Here is a 19487-nt window from a genome sequence, read left to right on the forward strand (position 1 = left end):
GCGGCAATCGAACTAGTTTGCCACTTCAGGCTGCCGCGCTGCCAGCTTCACGCGTAAAGCCTCCGCCGCCCGAACCATGTTCGTCAACGCCGCTTCCGTCTCGGGCCAGCCGCGCGTCTTCGGCCCGCAATCCGGATTGACCCACAGGCGCTCGGCCGGAATCACTTCGCACGCGCGTTCCAGCAGCCGCTGCATCGCTTCGGCGCTCGGCACGCGCGGCGAGTGAACGCGAAAGCCCCGAAGCCGTCGAGCAGTTCCATCGCTGAACGCGAGGTCTCGATGGTGATCACGTCGGCGTCCATCGCCGCGATCGACGGCAGAATGTCGTTGAATTCCGAATAGCACATGTGCGTGTGAATCTGCGTGCGATCGCCGACGCCCGCCGCCGAAATGCGGAACGCGCGCGTCGCCCATTCCAGGTACGCGGTCCGATCGTCCTTGCGCAACGGCAGGCCTTCGCGGAACGCCGGTTCGTCGATCTGGATGATGCGGATGCCGGCCTTTTCCAGATCGACCACCTCGTCGCGGATCGCGAGCGCGAGTTGTAGCGCGGTGCTCGAGCGCGGCTGGTCATCGCGCACGAACGACCATTGCAGCATCGTCACCGGGCCGGTCAACATGCCTTTCATCACACGCGGCGTGAGCGATTGCGCGTAGCGGGTCGTGTCGACCGTGATCGGCTCGGGGCGGTACACGTCGCCGTAAATGATCGGCGGCTTCACGCAGCGCGAGCCGTAGCTTTGCACCCAGCCGTTCTCCGTGAACGCGTAGCCCCACAATTGCTCGCCGAAATATTCGACCATGTCGTTGCGCTCGGCTTCGCCATGCACGAGCACGTCGAGGCCCAACGCTTCCTGTTTGCGCACGGCGAGTTCGATCTCGGCGCGCATCCGCTGCAGGTAGTCGAGCGCGCGCAATTCGCCGCGTTTGTAGGCGGCCCGTGCCTGGCGGATCGACGCTGTTTGTGGAAAGGAGCCGATCGTGGTGGTGGGCAGCAAAGGCAGGTCGAGCGCCTCGCGCTGCACGCGGTTGCGTTCGCTGAATGGGCTTTGACGGTCGGCCATCGCGTCGGTCACGGCGGCCATGCGCTTTTGCACCAAGGCATTCACGACCGCGCCCGATTGACGGCGCGCCGCGAGCGCACGCCCGGCGGCAGCGAGCTTCGGTTCTGCCGCGGCCGGATCGCGCAATGCGAGCGCGAGCGTGCCGACTTCGTCGAGTTTTTCGGTGGCGAACGCGAGCCAGGATTTCAGATCGGCGTCGAGTTTCTTTTCCTGGGCGAGCGAGACCGGCACATGCAGCAACGAGCACGATGGCGCGATCCACAAACGTTCGCCGAGTTCCGCATGCAGGCCCTGCAACGACTCGACGATCTCGCCGAGATTCGCGCGCCAGATATTGCGGCCGTCGATCACGCCCGCCGATAGCACCATGTGCGCAGGCAACGCCGCGCGCCACGCGTCGAGCTGTTGCGGCGCGCGCACGAGGTCCAGATGCACGCCGGCGACCGGCAGCCGGGCGGCGCGCGGCGCGTGTTCGGCGGCGGTGTCGAAATACGTGGCGAGCAGCAGCTTCACGTCCGACATGCCGAGTACGTCATACGCGGCGGAAAACGCTTCGAGCCACGGCGCGGGCAGGTCGACGCACAACGCGGGCTCGTCGAGCTGCACCCATTCGATACCGCGCTGCTTGAGCTTCTCCAGAATGCGGCAGTAGCGGATCACCAGCTTCGGCAGCAACGACAAACGATCGAAGCCAGCGACATGACTCTTCGACAGCCACAGGTAGGTGATCGGCCCGATCAGCACTGGCTTGACCGGCACATTCAGCGTGAGCGCTTCGTCGATCTCGTCGAACAGCCACTCGACACCGCCGTCGAACGAGGTCTGCGGTCCGAGTTCGGGGACCAGATAGTGGTAGTTCGTGTCGAACCACTTGGTCATTTCCATCGCCGGTTGCGGGGCGTTGCCGCGCGCGAGTTCGTAGTACTGCGCAAGCGAGAGCGCCGCCGGGTCGAAGCAGAACCGCTGCGGCAACGCGCCCAGCAGCGCGCTCAGCGTGAGCATCGGGTCGTAGTACGCGAAGTCACCGCCGGTGATGAAATCGAGCCCGGCGTCTTGCTGCAATTTCCAATGGCGTACGCGCAACTCGTGCGCGACGCCACGCAGATGGTTCTCGTCGGTTTCGCCGCGCCAGAACGACTCCTGCGCGAATTTCAGTTCTCGCTGCGCGCCGATGCGCGGAAAGCCGGGGATGTGTGTGCGGGCCATGCGAAATCCTGTTGTGCGTTGTTTGAATTCGCGCCAGTGTGCGAGTCGCGCTATGATTCATCAAGCGACATGTTTTCACCAATGTATGAGCCATATTCATATCCAAAATGCCTGCCGCACGGAGCAATCGCATGCTTGAGCTTCGTCACCTGCGTTCGCTGATCGCGATCGCCGATTCCGGCAAGCTGGTCGCCGCAGCCGAACGCGTGCATGTGAGCCAGTCCGCGCTGTCCCATCAGATCCGCGATATCGAGGCGCACTACGAGGTGTCGCTATTCGAGCGCACCCGCCAGGGCCTGCGTTTTACCGCGGCGGGGGAGCGGCTGCTCGTGCTCGGGCGTGAGATGATCGCCGCGCTGAGCGCGGCGGAGCGCGATCTGGTGCGACTGAAAGGCGACACGCGTGGCGAATTGCGCATCGTGCTCGAATGCCATACCTGTTTCGACTGGCTGATGCCGGTGATGGACGAGTTCCGCCGACGTTGGCCCGAAGTCGAGGTCGATCTCGTCGCGGGTTTTCATGCGGACCCGCTGCGTTTGTTGAGTGACGCCAAGGCTGACGTGGTGATCGGTTCGAAGCCGGCCAGGCGGCGCGGCCTGCACATCGCGCCGCTGTTTCGTTTCGAGATTCTGGTGGTGCTGGCCAACGAGCACAGGCTGCGCAACAAGCGCCGCGTGGTCGCGGACGATCTGCGCGACGAGACGCTGATCACCTATCCGGTGCCCGAGGCGCGCATCGATCTCATCCGCGAAGTGCTGGAGCCTGCCGGCATCAAGCCCGAGCGGCGCACGGCCGAGCTGACCATCGCGATCATGCAGCTGGTGGCAAGCCGCCGGGGCATCGCGGCGCTGCCGAACTGGGGCGTGAAGAACTACGTCGATCACGACTACGTGCAGGCCAAACGCGTCGGGCCGCAGGGACTGTGGAGCGAGTTGTGCGCGGTGGCCGCGAAAGGCTTCGCGAGCCGGCCTTACTTTGCCGATTTCGTCACGATCGTGCGCGATACCTGCGCGGCGCAACTGGACGGCATCGAGTTGCTGACGGCGGACGAGGCGCCCTGAGGCGCGCCGCAGCGGGCGCGCTACCACCGAGTTCCCGGCACACCTCAGTGTTCCATCGACGACAACGCCTCGACCGGCACCTTCTTCCCCGTCCCGATGCTGATCGGCGGCACGAACGTCAGCAGCGCAACCACGAAGATCGCGATCACGAAGATCGAGACAAAAGTCAGATGCAGCGACTGATGCAACACCAGCCGGATCATGTCGCTGTCGCCGAGACTCGCGGTCTGATTCTGCAGCAGGGCTTTCAACTGGTCCGACGTGACGACCGCCGCGCCCTTCGAATGACTGAGCCCGAAGTTGAGCACCGCGCCGAACAGCGTCGCGCCGAGCGTGCTGCCGAGATTGCGCGAGAAGAGATTCGACGCGGTGGCGCTGCCGCGTTCGTCGATGTTGACGATCTCCTGGATCAGCACCAGCGAACTGACGCTCGACGTGCCCATGCCGAAGCCCATGATCAGCGAGGCGAACGCGGCGAGCAGCGGCGACCCGCCGGGCGCCAGGAACAGCAGCAGCGCCGCGCCGAGCGGCACGAACGCGCTGCCGCCGAGCAGGATGCGCCGCAAGCCGACGCGGTGGAACGACTTCGCCGCGAGCGTCGCGCCGGTCGGCCAGCCGACCATCATCATCGTCAGCGCCAGTCCGGCCACCACCGGCGAACGATGCAGCACGCCCTGCACGTACATCGGCAGGAACGTGGTGGAGCCCATCAGGATCATGCCGGACAACAAGGTCGAGCCGTTGCACGCGGCAATCGGCCGGCGGCTCCATAGCGCGAACGAGATCATCGGTTCAGCCGCGCGGCGCTCCTGCAGCACGAAGAACAGCACACACAGCAGGAACGCGCCGGCCGCGAGCGATGCTCGCGCGGTCTCGTCGTTGCCGGCATAGGTCAGCGCCATCATCAACGCGGCGATCGCCGCCATGAACAGCGCCGCGCCGCCGAAATCGATCGACGGACGCGCGTGCCGCTCCGACTCGCGCAGGAACGCAATGAAGCCCGCGGCCGATGCGAGGCCGATCGGCACGTTCATCCAGAAGATCCATGCCCACGACAGGTTGTGAATGATGAAGCCGCCGACCATCGGCCCGATCACCGCCGAGATTGCCCACACGCTGGCTAGATAGCCCTGCACCTTGCCGCGTTCACGCGCCGGATAGAGGTCGGCGACGATGGTCAGCGTGACGGGCTGGATCGCGCCCGCGCCGACGCCCTGGATCAGGCGGAACACGATCATGGCCGGCATCGACCACGCGAAGCCGGCGAGCACCGAGCCGAGCAGGAAGATCGCGATGCCGGCGAGGATCACCGGCTTGCGTCCGTACAGATCGGCGAGCTTGCCGAACACCACCGTCATGGCGGTTTGCGTGAGCAGGAACGACGAAAAGACCCAGCTATACAGATGCAGATCGCCGAGTTGCGTGACGATCTGCGGCATGGCGGTGGAGACGATGGTGGCTTCGATGGCCACCATCGCCATGGACGCCATGACAGCGGCAATGACGGGCGCGCGCGATGATTGAGGGCTGCGGGACATGGAGGCGTTAGTATCAGGATGTTGGGCGCGTCTGACGGCCTATGAGGGAGGCAGGGCCGCGACGCATCAGCGCGGCCGCACGTGGCGGCCGATGTGCAGTATGCACCTAACGGAGAATGCGCGCTCGGCGCCGTCCGCCTCGGCCGCAAGGCTCGCGGCGGCATGGCACAGGGCTTGCGCTTTCACAGGTCTCTTTGGACACATGGAGGATCATTATGAGGATCGAATTCACCGGACGCCGTGAAGTGGTGGCTGCGGCACGCGTCGCCTTCGAGGCCAATGTGGATGGGGCGGACGTCTGGTGCAGCGTGTCGCTTGACGCGCTGAACGACCATTTCGGCAACGGCGGTCCATCGGCCCACGATCTGGTGGGCACCTTCGAGGCCAACCGCGCGCGGATTGAAAATGCTACCCGGAAGGTGCTCGAAAAAAACGGCGGACGGTCCGTGGAACTCGAGACCGGGGATTTCAACAAGCTATAAACCGAGGCCCGGACCGGTCTCGGACACTCAGCGGTGAAGGCCCGGCGCGTGCGCGCCGGGCCCGGAGTTGTCTGGATGTCCCGATGTTGTCCTGATGGTGCCTTTGCGCCTTTCGTCCGCTTTTCGTCCTGTTGTTCGCGCACAACTTCGGCTTGTCGCATGGACGCGCCACGACGCGCTCCCCGCATTCAAAAAACCGCGAAACCCCGCGCAAGCGCGCGGCGCATCACGATTGCTGCATCCCCATGACCGATTGTTCCTGATTCCATAAAGGACTGCTCCAGGCCCCACGCATTCGCTTTCGAGGTCCGCGTTTTTATACTCCGCGTCGCTGTTCAAAACCCCATTCCAGCTACGCAGGAGCTTTACGTGAAAAAGATTTCCGCCGCATTCGCGGCGTTTGCAGGGCTTGCCGCCGCCACAGCGGCACAGGCGCAGAGTTCGGTCACGCTATATGGCCTCATCGATGCCGGCGTGATGTACACCAACAACGTCAAAAAGGGCGGCTCGCAGGGCGCGCTGGTGCAGGCGACGAGCGGCAACATCAACGGCAGCCGCTTCGGCTTGCGCGGCGGCGAAGATCTCGGCGGCGGCCTGCAGGCGATCTTCGTGCTCGAAAACGGCTACAACGTGCAGAACGGCAAGCTCGGGCAGAACAACCGGCTGTTCGGCCGCCAGGCGTTCGCGGGACTGAGCAGCAAGCAGTTCGGCACGCTCACACTGGGCCGCCAGTACGATTCGCTGGTGGACTTCGTCGCGCCGCTGTCGGGCACCGCGGGCACCTTCGGCGATACGGGCTTCGCGCACCCGTTCGACAACGACAATCTGAATCACTCGGTGCGGATGAGCAACGCGCTCAAGTACACCAGCGCCAACTATGCGGGCCTGAAATTCGGCGGCCTGTACGCGTTCTCGAACAATACGGACTTCGCGGTCAATCGCGCGTACAGCGTGGGTGTGAGCTATGGCAACGGGCCCTTCAAGGCGGCCGCGGGCTATCTGCAGATCAACGGTTCCAACTCCATCACGAACACGGCTGGCGCGGTCGATGTCGCCGAGTCGGCGGCGAACGGCACCGGTGGCTTCCAGCTCGGCGCCGACGTGCAGCGCACCGCCGGCGCCGCGCTCAGCTATGGTTTCGGCCCGCTGACGGCCGGCTTCGTCTACACGCATAGCCAGTTCCAGAACAGCGCGTCGTTCGGCGCGACGCATGGCTCGATGCGCTTCGACAACTACGAAGTCAACGGCAAGTACGCGGTGACGCCCGCGTTGAGTCTCGGTGCGGCGTATACGTACACGAACGCGCACGTGAGCGGCACGTCGAGCTTCGGCTCCGATCCGAAATGGAATCAGGTGAATCTGCAGGCGGTCTACGCGCTGTCGCTGCGCACGGACGTTTACGCCGAGGCGATGTATCAGCATGTCAGCGGCAAGGGCTATACGGCGTTTATCAACACGGCGGGCGGCGCGTCGTCGACGGGCAATCAGGTGGTCGGCACCGTGGGTCTGCGCACGCGCTTCTGAGCATCGTCATCGAGGGGCCGTGCGCTGCCGATGTCGCTGCCGGCATGGACGTTGCGCAGCGCGCGGTCCGGCGATTTCTCCAGATCCCTCAACAATCCCTTCGACGCGCGGCCATTATTCTCCGGGGAAGCGGCGCCTATATTAAGTCCAGCGGTCGCGCAGAGCAACACTCGACGCCCCGCTGACCCTCAATTACTGGAGCTTGTTTTCATCATGAAGTCCCTGATCAAGACTGTTGTTGTCGTCGCTTCGCTGGCTGCTTCGGCCACGGTTTTCGCTCAATCGAATTCCCCCATCACGCGCGAGCAGGTGCGCGCGGAACTGGTTCAGCTCGCACGGGCCGGCTACCACGTCGGCGACGGCGACCAGGCCCATTACCCGGAAGCGATTCAGGCCGCGGAAGCCCGCATCGCCGCGCAGAACAACAGCGCCAGCGCTTATGGCGGCAGCGTTACGGGATCGTCGCAAAGCGGCCGCCCGGCGGTGTCCGCAGCCGACTGGAACGCGATGTACAGCCGTTGATGCGGGAGCTTGCACGCCACGAGGCGCGATGAGATGCGGGCAGGCGTGAAGCGGTTCGATGTGTCTGGTTGTGTTGCGCTTATGCGTGTTATGCGTGATTGGCGTGTGCGCTGGCGGGTTCGTGTGCATGCTCGCGTGTGATTCCGCGCATTAGCGCAACGCATTTAGATTCGAACCGCGCTGGAAAGGACTCTTCCAGCTTGACGCATAGATCCGCCGCGGCGACGCCGGTACAGTAGTCATGCCCGCACGGTTTCCGGTGTGCGAGCGAGAGAGTTGGCCCCGGCTGGCAACAGCCGGGGTTTTTTTTCGAGGCGAAGTTTCTCCCGATGGACTTGGCTGAATTCGTCGAGCGAGTCGATACAGACACGGCACGTCAACCCATTCGGCGTGCCGCGCGGCTACGGTATAGTCACTCCCACCGACGGCACGCATGCCCCGCATCAGGCGCGCATGCGCTGCGAACGTAGTCCTCGATTGTCTGGAGAACATCGTGCAGGAAATCATCGAAGGTTTCATCCGCTTTCAAACTGAAGTTTTTCCGCAGCAGATTTCGTTGTTCAAGCGTTTGTCGACGGCGCAAAGTCCGAGCACGCTTTTCGTGACCTGTTCGGATAGCCGCGTGGTCCCCGAACTGCTCACACAGGTGGAGCCGGGTGCGCTGTTCGTGATCCGCAACGCCGGCAACATCGTGCCTTCTTACGGCCCGGAGCCGGGCGGGGTCTCGGCCACCGTCGAGTACGCGGTGTCGGTGCTGGGCGTGCGCGATATCGTGATATGCGGTCACTCCAACTGCGGCGCGATGACGGCGATCTCGACCTGCATGAATCTCGAGCATCTGCCGGCGGTGGCAAGCTGGCTGCGTCACGCGGATGCGGCGAAGGCGATCAACGCGTCGCGCAGCTACCACTCGGACACCGAACGCCTCGACGCGCTGGTCAAGGACAACGTCATCGCGCAACTGAGCAATATTCGCACGCATCCTTCGGTGGCCGTGGGGCTCGTCAATAAAACGCTGCAACTGCATGGCTGGATCTTCGATATCGAAACCGGCGTGATGCTGGCACTCGACGGGCGCACCGGAAAGTTTTTGCCGCTCGCGGAGAACCCGGAAATTTATGCCGTCTAACGCGACGGTGCGCGACAGCGGGCACGAATAGACCGCTTCGGCGTTGCGGGGCGCCGCCTATACTGCGAGAGCATCTGAGGGCGAGCACGCCGCTTCACGGCGTGTCATCACGCTATCGACTTTGCTCGCGAGGTGGCTATGAATATCCTGGTGGTACTCACGTCGCACGATCAGCTCGGCGACACCGGCAAGAAGACGGGCTTCTGGCTCGAAGAGTTGGCCGCCCCTTACTACGTATTCAAAGACGCCGGCGTCGCGCTGACGCTCGCTTCGCCCAAAGGCGGCCGGCCGCCGCTGGACCCGAAGAGCGACGCCACCGACGCGACCCGGCGCTTCGGGAACGACCCGCAGGCGCAAGCCGCGCTCGCGAACACGGCGCGCCTCGCGACGCTCGCGGCGGCGGACTACGACGCACTGTTCTACCCCGGTGGCCACGGGCCGCTGTGGGACCTGGCCGACGATACGCATTCGATCGGCCTCATCGAAGCCTTCCACGCGTCCGGCAAACCGGTCGGCGCGGTCTGTCACGCGCCCGCCGCGCTGCGTCATGCGAAGACGCCGGATGGCGTGCCGCTCGTGCGCGACAAGCCGGTCACGGGGTTTTCGAATTCGGAAGAGGCGGCCGTCGGTCTCACTGAGGTCGTGCCGTTTCTCGTCGAAGAGATGTTGAAGAAAAACGGCGGCCGCTATTCGAAGGGGCCGGACTGGCAGTCGCATGTCGTTGTCGCCGGGACGCTGATTACCGGGCAGAATCCGGCCTCGTCGGAAGCGGCGGCGCGGGCATTGCTGACGAAGCTCGGCGTGACGTGAGGTGACGCAATGCCTCGGGGTTTGAGAGGTGGAGCAGGGGCGCTTTCGACGACTATGAACCGCCGCCCCCGTTGACGCGTAGTGGCGAGCGGCCCCGCCTCACTCGGCGAAGCAGCGAAACGCAAGACTGATACGTGGCCCGCACGCACCGGCGAGCTTCGGAATGCCGTGTTCGTGCGTGAATTGCGACGCGTAGCTCATCACCAGACAACTGCCCGGCTCCAGTTCGACATGAATGCTGCGGCCCCCGCCGGTCTTCGGCCGGATCGACATGCGACGGCTCGCGCCGAGCGAGACGATCGCGATCAGCTGTGCGGGCACTAGCCTCTCGGTCTTGTCGCCGTGAAGCGCGACGCTGTCGTTGCCGTCGCGATACAGGTTGAGCCCGACCCGATTGAACGGCGCGCCGACGAGCGCGCGCACGGCTTCGAATGCTTCGCCCAACGGTGCGGGGAGGTCGGCGGATTCGCGCGAGAAGGTGGCGAGCAAACGGGGAACGGCGACCTCGCGGTCGTACATCATGCGTTGCTGACTGAGCCAGCCGACGTTCCGAAACGCGTGCTCGAACCATTGCTGCGCGACACCGGCCGGGATCGACTCGGGCAGGTAGCGGATGCCGCCTTCTTTATCGCGCAGAAGGGATACGGGTTCGGGAGCGAAGAGGGCTGGCTGGGAGACCATGGTTGAGGCGGCGCTGGGGTGCGCATGGTTGAGCGCCGGGGCTGCTCACAGAATGGTTGCGGTCCGGTCATTATACTGTGTTTTTATACAGTACTTGCGGTTCTTCCCCACATGAAAGAACGCGGCGCATCCAAGCCGGATGCGCCGCGTCACTCGGCTAGCAGTCCAGACTCGACCGCCAGCCGCTTTCATAAACCATCCCTCAGCTCGAAGTCACCAGCGAATCGGACGGCACGATCCGCAGCACCCCCGGATTGTCAGCCGCCGGATTCGACCACAGCAGATGCATGCTGGCCGGCCCCGTGCCGTGCACATACTCGACCTTGATCGACGCGCGCTGCTTCGCGGCGAGCCAGACCTTGCCAACCACGGTCGATTGCGTCGCGCTCTTCTTGTCGATCACCTTCACGCCGTTGATCCACAGCCGCGCCACGTTGTCGCTGCCGATCGAGAACGTGTAGGTCCCGTCCTGGGTCGCCTGGATCGCGCCGGTCCAGCGCACGCCGTAGCCGGTCGCGTTGACGCCCGCGGATGCGTCAGGCGAATCGGTGCCGCGCTCGGTGTTCAGGTCGAAGTCGATCATCGGCGTGATCGAGGTTTTTTCACCGGCGCGCTGTTGAAAGTCGGATCGTTGTAGTAGCCGACCTGCAGCACCGGCAGTTTCACGTTGAAGCCGCCCGTCAGCGCCTGGGTCTCCGAGGTCTGCCACGGATGGCCGTCCGGATAGATCGTCCCCTGGAACGGAATCGCCGGTTCGACCGTGGCGGGCGCGTCCGGCACCTGGCCCCAGTGAAAGCGCGTGTTGGTGCGGCCGATCATCAGCTCCCACACGATGAAGCCCGTCGTCCCGCCGTAGTTCGCGACAATCCCCGGCATGGTTTGACCCGCCGTGCCCGTGAACCCGCGTTGCAGCGTCTCGGAGTTCAGCGCGCTGAGATTGCTGCCGTTCACCGGCCCGGTGTACGGGTTGCCATACGGATGGAACGCGTAGAAGTCCGAGAAGTACGTGCCTTCGTCCTCCTGCACTTGGGGCGCGTTGATCGGCTGCGTCGCGCCCGCGTTCAGGATCGCGATGCGCGCGTCGTTCATCAGCGCCGCGCGGGTGTTCTGCAACGAGCCGTTGCCGCTGCAGCCGGGCTCGTTCATCGTCTCCCAGAAGATGACGCGCGGGTCGTTGCGATGCGGCGCGACGAAGTCGGTGATGTAGCTCGCGAGACTCGCCTTGTACGTGACGGCCGCATTGGACGCGCTCGGCTGGAAATATGCCTGTTCGACCGGCGTTCCGGGCGACTGCACCCACCGGCTGTTATGCACGCCCCAGACCGGCGCGGGCTGCGGGCCGTATTGCGGCGTCGGATTCCAGCAGTCGTCGTAGAAGATCGGCGAGACCTTGATGCCGTGGCGCGCGGCGATCTTCAGCAGGTTCTCGAACTTGCTCAGGAATGCCACACGATCGTTGGCCCACACGAGGTAATGCAGGTACACGGCGATGGTGTTCATGCCGTAGGTTTGCGCGTACGTCAGCTCGCGATTGACGATCTCCGGGTCGTAGTTCTGCCAGAAGTCGATCGCGTTCACCGCGTTGGACGGTGTGTAGACCGCGCCGACCACCTTGGAGAAGTCGTAGCTCGGCGACGTCACGGTCGGATACGTATGGATCGTGATGTTGCTGAACGTCGCGCCGACGCCGAAGCGCCGCAGCCCGAAGCTGCCTGACTGGAACACGGCGGGCAGCGCGTTGGTCGCGTCGTTGACGCTGATCACGCGTTGCTGGTCGAGGTCGACGGTAATCGCGGTGCCGCTCGTCGTCACTTTCAGATGGTGCGTGCTGCCGCCGACGATCGTGCTGACCGGGTACGAGATGAAGTTCGTCCAGTTGTTGTTCTGGCGTCCCACCTGGACCGAATGCGTGCCCGTGTCCAGGCCGATGTAGTAGCCGGTGAGGCTGTCGGGGCCGCCGGCCGTCGGGTTCGTCGTGCGCACGATGAAGCCCGCGTTCGCCGCGCCGCTGCCGACCGGCGCGCTGACCGTCACGTCGGCTTCATACGAGGCGGTCGCGTAGGTGCTGGCGAGCGCGACGGTTTTGTCGCCCGCGCCGCTGCCGTTGGTCGGGGGCGCGGGAATCGTGATGGTCGAATTGTTGGCGCCGAGGCGCCAGCCATCGGTCGAGCCGGGCGCGAGGTAGTTCGTGAAGTCGCCGAACGAGAGGGTGGTCGTGGAAACCGCTTTGGGGGCCGCGGGCGGCGTGTAGGGCGGCAGGTTGAGGGTGGGATCGGCGATCACGAGCGGCGGGGTGGTCGTTTTCATTCCGAGCGGAATGGTCTTGGCGGCCTTGAATTCGCTTTGGACATTGGCCGCATCGGCTTGCGACGCGGCTAAGGCCGCGCCAGCCGCCGACGCCGAGGAATCGACTGCGTTGACCTGCTTGTTCGCCGCCGCGGACGCGTTCGGCGAACTATCGTTGCCACCACCGCAAGCGCCCAGCATGGCGAGTGTCGCCAGCACGAAGTAATTGCGCACCTTTTATCTCCTGAGGTCCCCGCTTCATTGATGGTCATAATTATTATTAAATTTGCATACAACCGAAGACCGTTGAATCGGGCTGTACCGGTGAGGAAATAGGTATGAATAATATTATTAGTTGAGCGGAGCTGTATCGGTAGATACCCGTAATTGTCGGATAAAGGCCAGCGGTGGGCTTTGCGGGCGTGCTTTTCGTGGTGCGCCCGGACGGCTCGCATTCGAGTTGGCTCGGTCCTGCGCTACTGATTTCGAGCGCGTTGTTCGGCGGACTGTCGCTCATTCAGATCAAGCGCATTCGCGCCACCGACGATTCGGGCACCACCGTGCTGTATTTCACGGCGATCGGCACGCTGGTCACGGGGGCTTCGCTGTTCTTTGCGTGGCGCACGCCATCGTTCAACGCGTTTGCGGTGATGGCGCTGCTCGGCGCATTCGCGACGGCCGGCCAGTTGCTGATGACGATGGCGTTCCGCCAGGCCGACGCCGATACGCTCGCGCCGTACAACTCCAGGAGCATCGTGTGGGCCGCGCTGTTCGGCTACCTGTTTTGGGGCGAGACGATTGGCGCGATGTCGCTGTTCGGCGTGGTGCTGATCGTCGGCAGTTCGATTGCCGTCGCAGTGCGCAGGAAGGCCGGAAGAGGGTCCGGTCGTATAGGTCCGCCTATTGTGTGGCCCGCTCTGGTCGGCTCGCGCAGCGCAGGAGGATTGCGTTTGTTTCGGAGTTCCAACGATCAATCGTCGGAAGATAAAATCTTCCCATTTTTGAGCGGCTGGCTCTTTCGGACACATGGCCGCCAGAATCCGACGATTCGCCGTTTGCGGAGCATAAACATGGATTCAGGTGCATCCAGTTCGCGCACACTTTCGTCCGTGAGTTGACCGGCCGGAAATCGCGGTCGCCATGGCGGCATCCAGCGTATCGATCGCCACCAACCCTCTGATGAATCCGGGTGCGTCTGCTCCACGCAGACGCGCGCGTCCACGCTGGGAAGGGGGACAGGTCATGTATAGCGAACCCAGGAAGATGATCTTCACAGGTCTGGTTGTCGGCGCGCTTGCGGTTGGCGGCTATGCGTATGTGTCGCAGTCGGAAGACGATTCCTTGTCGACCGACGAACTCGGCCTGACGCATGGCGGCGACTCGACGAGTTCGTCGCGCGGCGACATCATCAGCGGAAGGATCGCGCGCGGCCCGGTCCTGGCTGGCCGCGATTCGGCCGCGAGCGTGGCCGCCCGTGTACAGGCGGCGCGCAATAGTCTGCTGCGCGACGATGTTGCCGCCGCACGGGCGCAACTCAATGCGGTACGGCCGGCGCACAAGCGCGAAGAGCAGGTGATCGACCTGCAAAAGCACATCCAGGCGCAGGCGGATCGGGACCAGCGCGCGTTGGCGGCGGCGCGGGTCAGTGAGGCGCCGCGAGTGTCGCCGTCTTCGTCCGCGCCTGTGAAAAGCGGCCATGCACATGGTAGCCGCAGTGCGGCGCACGAGCGTTCGAATCACGCATCGAGGTATGCAAGGAGCGGGCGCCCGGCGGAACCGGTGAACATGCTCGCTCGCCATGATGGCGTGTCGAGCGGGAGTTTATCGGTTGCGGACGTGCCGGCTGTCGCAGCTCAGCCTGTCTATGCGCGACCGGCAATGAAGGCCGGAGAAAGTGTGGTCAATGCGGCGAGTGCTTTCAATGCGTCCGATGCCCTCAACGCGCCCAACACGTCACAGCCGATGCCGCAAACGACACAAACTGCGCCATCCAATCCGCCCGCCGAACTGACCGCGCAAACCGCTTTGTCGCCGCGCGTCGTGCAACCCGCGCCATCCACCGACCCACTCCCGAAATTGGACAGCGGTCCGAAAACGCGCTCACAGGTCCGCGCGGAGATCGCCCGCGCGCGTGAGGACGGCAGCCTTCCGGCGTTCGGCAATCCTGATCCCGCCGGGCCGGCCGGCGCACCACGCGTGATGGGGGCGGCGCGTCCTTGATCGATGCGGCGGCTTCGCATTGAGCTGGGCGCAGGCAACTTGTGCAATGCCGCGAGCCCTTCGCGGGCGGCAGCCGAAGCGTCCGGGGCGATCGCGTCAGTCGCGACGAACGACGCGCCGCTCAAATCTTCCAATCCAACGCGTTTAGCGCAGCGACGCAGCGAGCCGTGCGAAAGTCGGTTCGTCGGTGCGATCGAAAGCCAGCGGCGTGACCGACACGCGGCCCGAGGCCACCACGGCCGTTTCGCTATCGGGGTCGTTCGCGCGCGCGCCGCGCTGAAAGCGCAGCCAGTGATAAGCCATGCCGCGCGGATCGACCTGCGGCAGCACGTCGATGTCTTCGACAAGTCCCACACCTTGCCGGGTCGGCGTGAGAGGACCGGCGGCCGCCGCATCGACATCGGGGAAATTGATGTTCAGGCAGGTCGGCGCCGCGTGCTCGATGGCGAGTAACTGGCGAATCACGCCTGGCGCGAGCGTGCGCGCGGTGTCCCAGCGCACGTTGTTGCGCGCGCTGAAAGTCTGGCTCAGCGCGAACGACGGCAGCCCGAGCAGCAGACCCGTCATCGCCGCGCCGACCGTGCCCGAAAACATCGTCTCGACGCCGAGGTTGCCGCCGCGATTGATGCCGGAAAGGATCAGCGTGGGCGGCGCGTCACGCATCAGATGGCGCACGCCCATCACGACGCAATCGCCGGGCGTGCCTGTCACGCCGAAGCGCCGGTCGCCCTGGCGGCTCACGCGCAACGGCGAGTGCAGGCTGATCGAATGCGACGTGCCGCTCTGATCGTGCTCGGGCGCGACCACCCAGACTTCGTGCGCGAGTTCGGCGGCGACGGCTTCGAGCACGGCGAGGCCGGGCGCGTCGATCCCGTCGTCGTTCGTCAACAGCACTCGCGGCACTTTGGATTCGTAGGTGGACATCGCGACAAGCTCCTCTCGTTGGGTAAGCCGATGGAAGGCTCATTATCCGGCTATCGGCGAGAGCGTGTCATGAGCGGCGTAATCGGCGCAATGAGCGCACATTCCTTCCGAATTTCTACTGGCGGGATAAGCTTTTATTGACTGCTTTTAAAATTGGAAAAAGCTATTTGCTATTAACGCAATAATCGTTGGATTACTTCGCCAACCTTTCATTTCTTTACTATCTGCTAAATGGAATGGATGATTCCACTATTTCCTGTAAGGGAGTTTAGGTTGGAGGTGTGCTCCCTGTTTGCGCAACTCGCGGAAATCGCCGTTAAGTAAGCCATATTCGGTGTCCACGTCAATAAAATGCTCCGAATGAAGCCTTTCTCGTTTTTTGAGCAACGCGCCCGCGAAATAGAAATAATCGGAAATAAAAAATCCGCCTAGGTGGCAAAAACACAACGCCCTAATCAACTAAAAAACAGTCTTCGAATTTGTCCGCTATTCTCCGCCGCTCGATGGCATTCGCCATTCGAATCAGGAGCTCAATCAATGAATAAATTCGTACTCTCGAGCCTCTCGCTCGCTCTCATCGGCGCCGCGGGTGCCGCTCACGCACAAAGCTCGGTCACGCTGTACGGCCTGATCGACACCGGTCTGACCTACACGAACAACGCCGGCGGCCACAGCAACTTCCAGCAGGCCAGCGGGATACTGAACGGCAACCGCTGGGGCCTGCGCGGCTCGGAAGATCTGGGCAACGGCCTGAAGGCGATCTTCGTGCTGGAGAACGGTTTCAATCTGTCGACCGGCAAGCTCGGTCAGAACAGCCGCATGTTCGGCCGCCAGTCGTTCGTCGGTCTGTCGAGCAATCAGTACGGCGCACTGACGCTGGGTCGCCAGTACGACAGCGTGGTCGACTATCTCGGCCCGCTCGCGCTGAACGGCACGCAATACGGCGGCACGCTCGCCTCGCACCCGTACGACAACGACAACCTGAACAACTCGGTGCGTATCAACAACGCGGTCAAGTATCAGAGCGTCAATTACGGCGGCTTCAAGCTCGGCGCGCTGTACGGCTTTTCGAATGCGGCAGGCGCCTTTGCCGACAGCCGCGCGTATAGCGTCGGCGCGTCGTACACGTTCGGCGGCCTGAACGTGGCGGCCGGTTATCTGCAACTGAACGGCGGCGGTTCGACCACCAACTCGGGCGGCGCGGTGGCCGCCGGCGACTCCACGTTCACGGCGGCGCGTCAGCGCACCTATGGCGCGGGCGCCAGCTACGCGTTCGGCGCGGCGAACGTCGGCCTGCTGTTCACGCAGACGCAACTGACTGACGCGAGCGCGATCGGCTCGACGGCCTCGGGCACGACGAGCGGCCTGACGCTCAACGGCGGCAGCGCCCGTTTCACGAACTATGAACTGAACGGGCGTTACGCAATCACCCCGGCGTTGACCGTATCGGGCGCTTACACGTTCACCGACGCGCGTCTGAACGGCGCGAGCCCGAAGTACAACCAGGTCACGTTGCAGACGGACTACGCGTTGTCCAAGCGGACCGATGTGTATGCTGAAGCGGCGTATCAGCATGTCGGCAGCACGGGCAACTCGGGTATCACGGCCGATATCCTCGGCGTGAGCGCTTCGTCGACCGATACGCAGGTGGTCGGCACGGTCGGTATCCGTCACCGCTTCTAAGCGGCCGCTCTGGCGGCACGCTGCAGAAAAGCCCGCGTTTGGCGGGCTTTTCTGCTTGGGCCGCTTTTTTTCTCCGCGCGCAGTAACATGCAGGCTGCTTCGTGCGCAAACGCCGACCAGCCTGCACGCGGCTTTCATCCGCGAATGACTGGATCGGCCGCGCACGCAATCCATCACCTCGTGCCGGATGAGCCGCCATGCAGATAGAACCGTTTGAGATCGCGATTCCCGACCCCGCCATCGACGATCTGCGCCGCCGTATTCGCGCGACGCGCTGGGCGCCGCTCACGCCGTCGCCCGCATGGCAGCAGGGTGCGGACGGCGCGTGGCTGCGCGAACTGGCCGCCTACTGGGCGGATCATTTCGACTGGCGTGCAGCCGAGCGCAAGCTCAATCAGCAGCAGCAATTCATTGTCGACCTCGACGGTCAGCGCGTGCACTTCGTGCATCGGCGCGGCGAAGGTATTGCGCCCTATCCCCTGGTGATCACACATGGCTGGCCCGGCTCGTTCTTCGAGTTCCATGCGCTGCTCGACCAGCTCTGTGACCCGGCCGCGTTCGGTGCCGATTCCGCCGACGCGTTCGATGTCGTCGCTCCATCTTTGCCTGGCTTCGCGTTTTCACCGGCGCCCGCGCGGCCAGGCACGTCCGCGTTTCAGGTGGCGGACCTGTGGGTGTCGCTGTTGCGCGGTCTCGGCTACGAACGCTTCGGTGCCCAGGGCGGCGATCTGGGCGCGGGCGTGTCGATCGCGCTCGCCGCGCGGCATCCGCACGCCGTCGCTGGCATTCATCTCAACTTCCTGCCCGGTACGTATGAGCCCACGATCGGCGCGGTCCAACAGCCGCTCACATCGGCAGAGGAGAAATTCCTGCGCGACAGGAACGACTGGGTCGCACGCGAAGGCGGCTACGCGCACATGCACAGCACCAAGCCGCAGACCGCCGCCGCTTCGCTCAATGATTCGCCGGTGGGGCTCGCGGCCTGGATCGGAGAAAAGTTTCGTGCGTGGAGCGACTGCGACGGCGACATCGAGCGGGTCTTCTCGAAAGACGAACTGCTCACCAACATTTCTCTCTACTGGTACACGCAGAGCATCGGGTCGTCGATGCAGATGTATTGGGAAAACCGCCTGCAGCCGATGCGTTTCGCGGACGGCCAGCGTGTCGCGCCACCGGTCGGCTTCGCACATTTTCCGAAGGAGCTGAGTCATCCGCCGCGCAGTTGGCTCGAAAGAACCTTCGACGTGACGCAATGGACCGACATGCCGAGCGGCGGGCATTTCGCGGCGATGGAGAAGCCAGACTTGCTCGCGGCCGAGATACGCCGGTTCTTCAGGCCACTACGGCAACACGCACAGAACGAGGGCTAGCCGCGCATCGCGTTCACGGCCCGCGTTGTCGATGCATCCACGCCGCGTCGCAATCAGGAATCGATGCACGACAGCCGCCCGCAAGCCGCGCGTATCCGCACCCGAATGCGCGAGCGGCGGCCCCGCGTTCGCGGCGCCGGCCAATATGTATTCGGTCTGGTTACGATTGCGCGGGAGTGACAGCGCCAACCACGTTGGCGCGTTTGGAACTGTTTGCATGAGCGGCCCGGATTTTTTTGCCACATGCCACGAGCAATTCATCGCGGCACAATAGAAGCTGCAATCGTCCCATACGATCGCGCGACACAGTTGCTTCATCCCTGCAAGCTTTCGACGCGAGGCTCACAGCATGACTGCATCCATCACGCTGGTTCTGTTCGATATGGAAGGTGTCCTCTCGCACTACGACCGCGCGGCACGCGTCGATCGTCTGGCGGCGGTCACGGGCCGCACGGCGGAGGCGGTGCGTCATGCGATCTGGGGTTCGGGCCTCGAAGCGCGCGCCGACGCAGGCCTGATCGGCGATGACGAATATCTGCGCGAACTCGGTGCGCTGCTCAGCTATCCCATCAGCCGCGACGACTGGCTCGCGGCGCGTCTTGCATCGATCACGCCCAATGAGTCGGCGCTCGCGCTCGCCGGTCAAGTCGCCGAGCGTCCCCGTATCGCGATACTGACGAACAATTGCCGCTTGCTGACCGATCACATCGACTATCTGAATCCGCCTGTGGCTCGCCTGTTCGGCTCGAACGTTTATTCGTCGGCCGCGTTCGGCGCGGCGAAGCCCGCGGCGCAGACTTATCTTCGCTGTCTCGAACAACTCGGCGCGCCCCCGGCCGAAACGCTTTTCATCGACGATACCGGGAGCAATGTGAGCGGCGCGATCGATGCGGGCCTTCAAGGGTACAAGTTCGTCAGCACGGCAGGTCTGCTAGATGAGTTCCAGCGTCGCGGACTGCTGTAGCCGATCAGTCGCGATGCGCCGTC

The 19487-nt window shown here is 63.9% G+C and carries 16 protein-coding genes and 1 pseudogene; 11 read left to right on the forward strand and 6 right to left on the reverse strand.

Annotation, left to right across the window (positions count from 1 at the left end):
- Nucleotides 1-12: 12 nt before the first annotated feature.
- Nucleotides 13-2270 (reverse strand): annotated as a pseudogene (gene metE / locus PQR02_RS17485) (5-methyltetrahydropteroyltriglutamate--homocysteine S-methyltransferase).
- A gap of 131 nt (nucleotides 2271-2401) precedes the next feature.
- On the opposite strand from metE, the gene PQR02_RS17490 reads away from it, so the two are divergent.
- On the forward strand, nucleotides 2402-3331 hold the full coding sequence (locus tag PQR02_RS17490; RefSeq protein WP_408233263.1) for a LysR family transcriptional regulator: 930 nt from the start codon (nucleotides 2402-2404) through the stop codon (nucleotides 3329-3331).
- A 44-nt stretch (nucleotides 3332-3375) separates the two neighbouring features.
- Here PQR02_RS17490 and PQR02_RS17495 read toward each other — a convergent pair whose 3' ends face one another.
- The gene (locus PQR02_RS17495; RefSeq protein WP_408233266.1) at nucleotides 3376-4869 is read right to left on the reverse strand and encodes an MDR family MFS transporter; all 1494 of its coding nucleotides are present in this window, start codon (nucleotides 4867-4869) and stop codon (nucleotides 3376-3378) included.
- 215 nt (nucleotides 4870-5084) lie between these two features.
- Between PQR02_RS17495 and PQR02_RS17500 the strand changes: the two genes are divergently transcribed.
- From PQR02_RS17500 to PQR02_RS17520, 5 genes are all read left to right on the forward strand, one after another.
- On the forward strand, nucleotides 5085-5351 hold the full coding sequence (locus tag PQR02_RS17500) for a DUF1488 family protein (RefSeq protein WP_408233269.1): 267 nt from the start codon (nucleotides 5085-5087) through the stop codon (nucleotides 5349-5351).
- Between the two features lie 369 nt (nucleotides 5352-5720).
- A complete protein-coding gene (locus PQR02_RS17505; RefSeq protein ID WP_408233272.1) occupies nucleotides 5721-6875 on the forward strand; it encodes a porin in 1155 nt (384 codons plus the stop codon).
- A 213-nt stretch (nucleotides 6876-7088) separates the two neighbouring features.
- Nucleotides 7089-7397, forward strand: coding sequence for a DUF4148 domain-containing protein (locus PQR02_RS17510; protein ID WP_408233395.1), 309 nt, complete (start codon nucleotides 7089-7091; stop codon nucleotides 7395-7397).
- Between the two features lie 493 nt (nucleotides 7398-7890).
- Nucleotides 7891-8526, forward strand: a complete 636-nt coding sequence (locus tag PQR02_RS17515; protein WP_408233398.1) for a carbonic anhydrase — start codon at nucleotides 7891-7893, stop codon at nucleotides 8524-8526.
- 138 nt (nucleotides 8527-8664) lie between these two features.
- A complete protein-coding gene (locus tag PQR02_RS17520; protein WP_408233275.1) occupies nucleotides 8665-9336 on the forward strand; it encodes a type 1 glutamine amidotransferase domain-containing protein in 672 nt (223 codons plus the stop codon).
- A 99-nt stretch (nucleotides 9337-9435) separates the two neighbouring features.
- Here the strand turns inward: PQR02_RS17520 and PQR02_RS17525 are convergent, their stop codons facing one another.
- The 3 genes from PQR02_RS17525 to PQR02_RS17535 all read right to left on the reverse strand — a co-directional run bounded on the left by PQR02_RS17525 (nucleotide 9436) and on the right by PQR02_RS17535 (nucleotide 12537).
- A complete protein-coding gene (locus PQR02_RS17525; RefSeq protein WP_408233278.1) occupies nucleotides 9436-10017 on the reverse strand; it encodes an alpha-ketoglutarate-dependent dioxygenase AlkB family protein in 582 nt (193 codons plus the stop codon).
- A gap of 202 nt (nucleotides 10018-10219) precedes the next feature.
- On the reverse strand, nucleotides 10220-10600 hold the full coding sequence (locus PQR02_RS17530; protein WP_408233281.1) for a PA14 domain-containing protein: 381 nt from the start codon (nucleotides 10598-10600) through the stop codon (nucleotides 10220-10222).
- Nucleotides 10597-12537, reverse strand: a complete 1941-nt coding sequence (locus tag PQR02_RS17535; RefSeq protein ID WP_408233284.1) for a glycoside hydrolase family protein — start codon at nucleotides 12535-12537, stop codon at nucleotides 10597-10599. Before PQR02_RS17535 ends, PQR02_RS17530 begins: the two co-directional genes overlap by 4 nt.
- A 197-nt stretch (nucleotides 12538-12734) precedes the next feature.
- Here PQR02_RS17535 and PQR02_RS17540 point away from each other — a divergent pair, with 197 nt between their 5' ends.
- Both PQR02_RS17540 and PQR02_RS17545 read left to right on the forward strand, forming a co-directional pair.
- On the forward strand, nucleotides 12735-13421 hold the full coding sequence (locus tag PQR02_RS17540; protein ID WP_408233287.1) for a DMT family transporter: 687 nt from the start codon (nucleotides 12735-12737) through the stop codon (nucleotides 13419-13421).
- A 124-nt stretch (nucleotides 13422-13545) separates the two neighbouring features.
- Nucleotides 13546-14523: a hypothetical protein gene (locus tag PQR02_RS17545; RefSeq protein ID WP_408233290.1), complete on the forward strand. Its 978-nt coding sequence runs from the start codon at nucleotides 13546-13548 to the stop codon at nucleotides 14521-14523.
- 144 nt (nucleotides 14524-14667) lie between these two features.
- On the opposite strand, the gene surE is transcribed toward PQR02_RS17545, so the two are convergent.
- Nucleotides 14668-15447, reverse strand: a complete 780-nt coding sequence (surE, locus tag PQR02_RS17550; protein ID WP_408233293.1) for a 5'/3'-nucleotidase SurE — start codon at nucleotides 15445-15447, stop codon at nucleotides 14668-14670.
- 537 nt (nucleotides 15448-15984) lie between these two features.
- Between surE and PQR02_RS17555 the strand changes: the two genes are divergently transcribed.
- From PQR02_RS17555 to PQR02_RS17565, 3 genes are all read left to right on the forward strand, one after another.
- The gene (locus tag PQR02_RS17555; RefSeq protein ID WP_408233296.1) at nucleotides 15985-17130 is read left to right on the forward strand and encodes a porin; all 1146 of its coding nucleotides are present in this window, start codon (nucleotides 15985-15987) and stop codon (nucleotides 17128-17130) included.
- Between the two features lie 197 nt (nucleotides 17131-17327).
- A complete protein-coding gene (locus tag PQR02_RS17560) occupies nucleotides 17328-18500 on the forward strand; it encodes an epoxide hydrolase family protein (RefSeq protein ID WP_408233299.1) in 1173 nt (390 codons plus the stop codon).
- 349 nt (nucleotides 18501-18849) lie between these two features.
- Entirely contained in the window at nucleotides 18850-19464 is a 615-nt protein-coding gene (locus tag PQR02_RS17565; RefSeq protein WP_408233302.1) for an HAD family hydrolase, read from the forward strand.
- Nucleotides 19465-19487 lie beyond the last annotated feature (23 nt).

It is taken from the genome of Paraburkholderia sediminicola, from assembly GCF_046026895.1.
Classification (GTDB): domain Bacteria; phylum Pseudomonadota; class Gammaproteobacteria; order Burkholderiales; family Burkholderiaceae; genus Paraburkholderia; species Paraburkholderia sediminicola_C.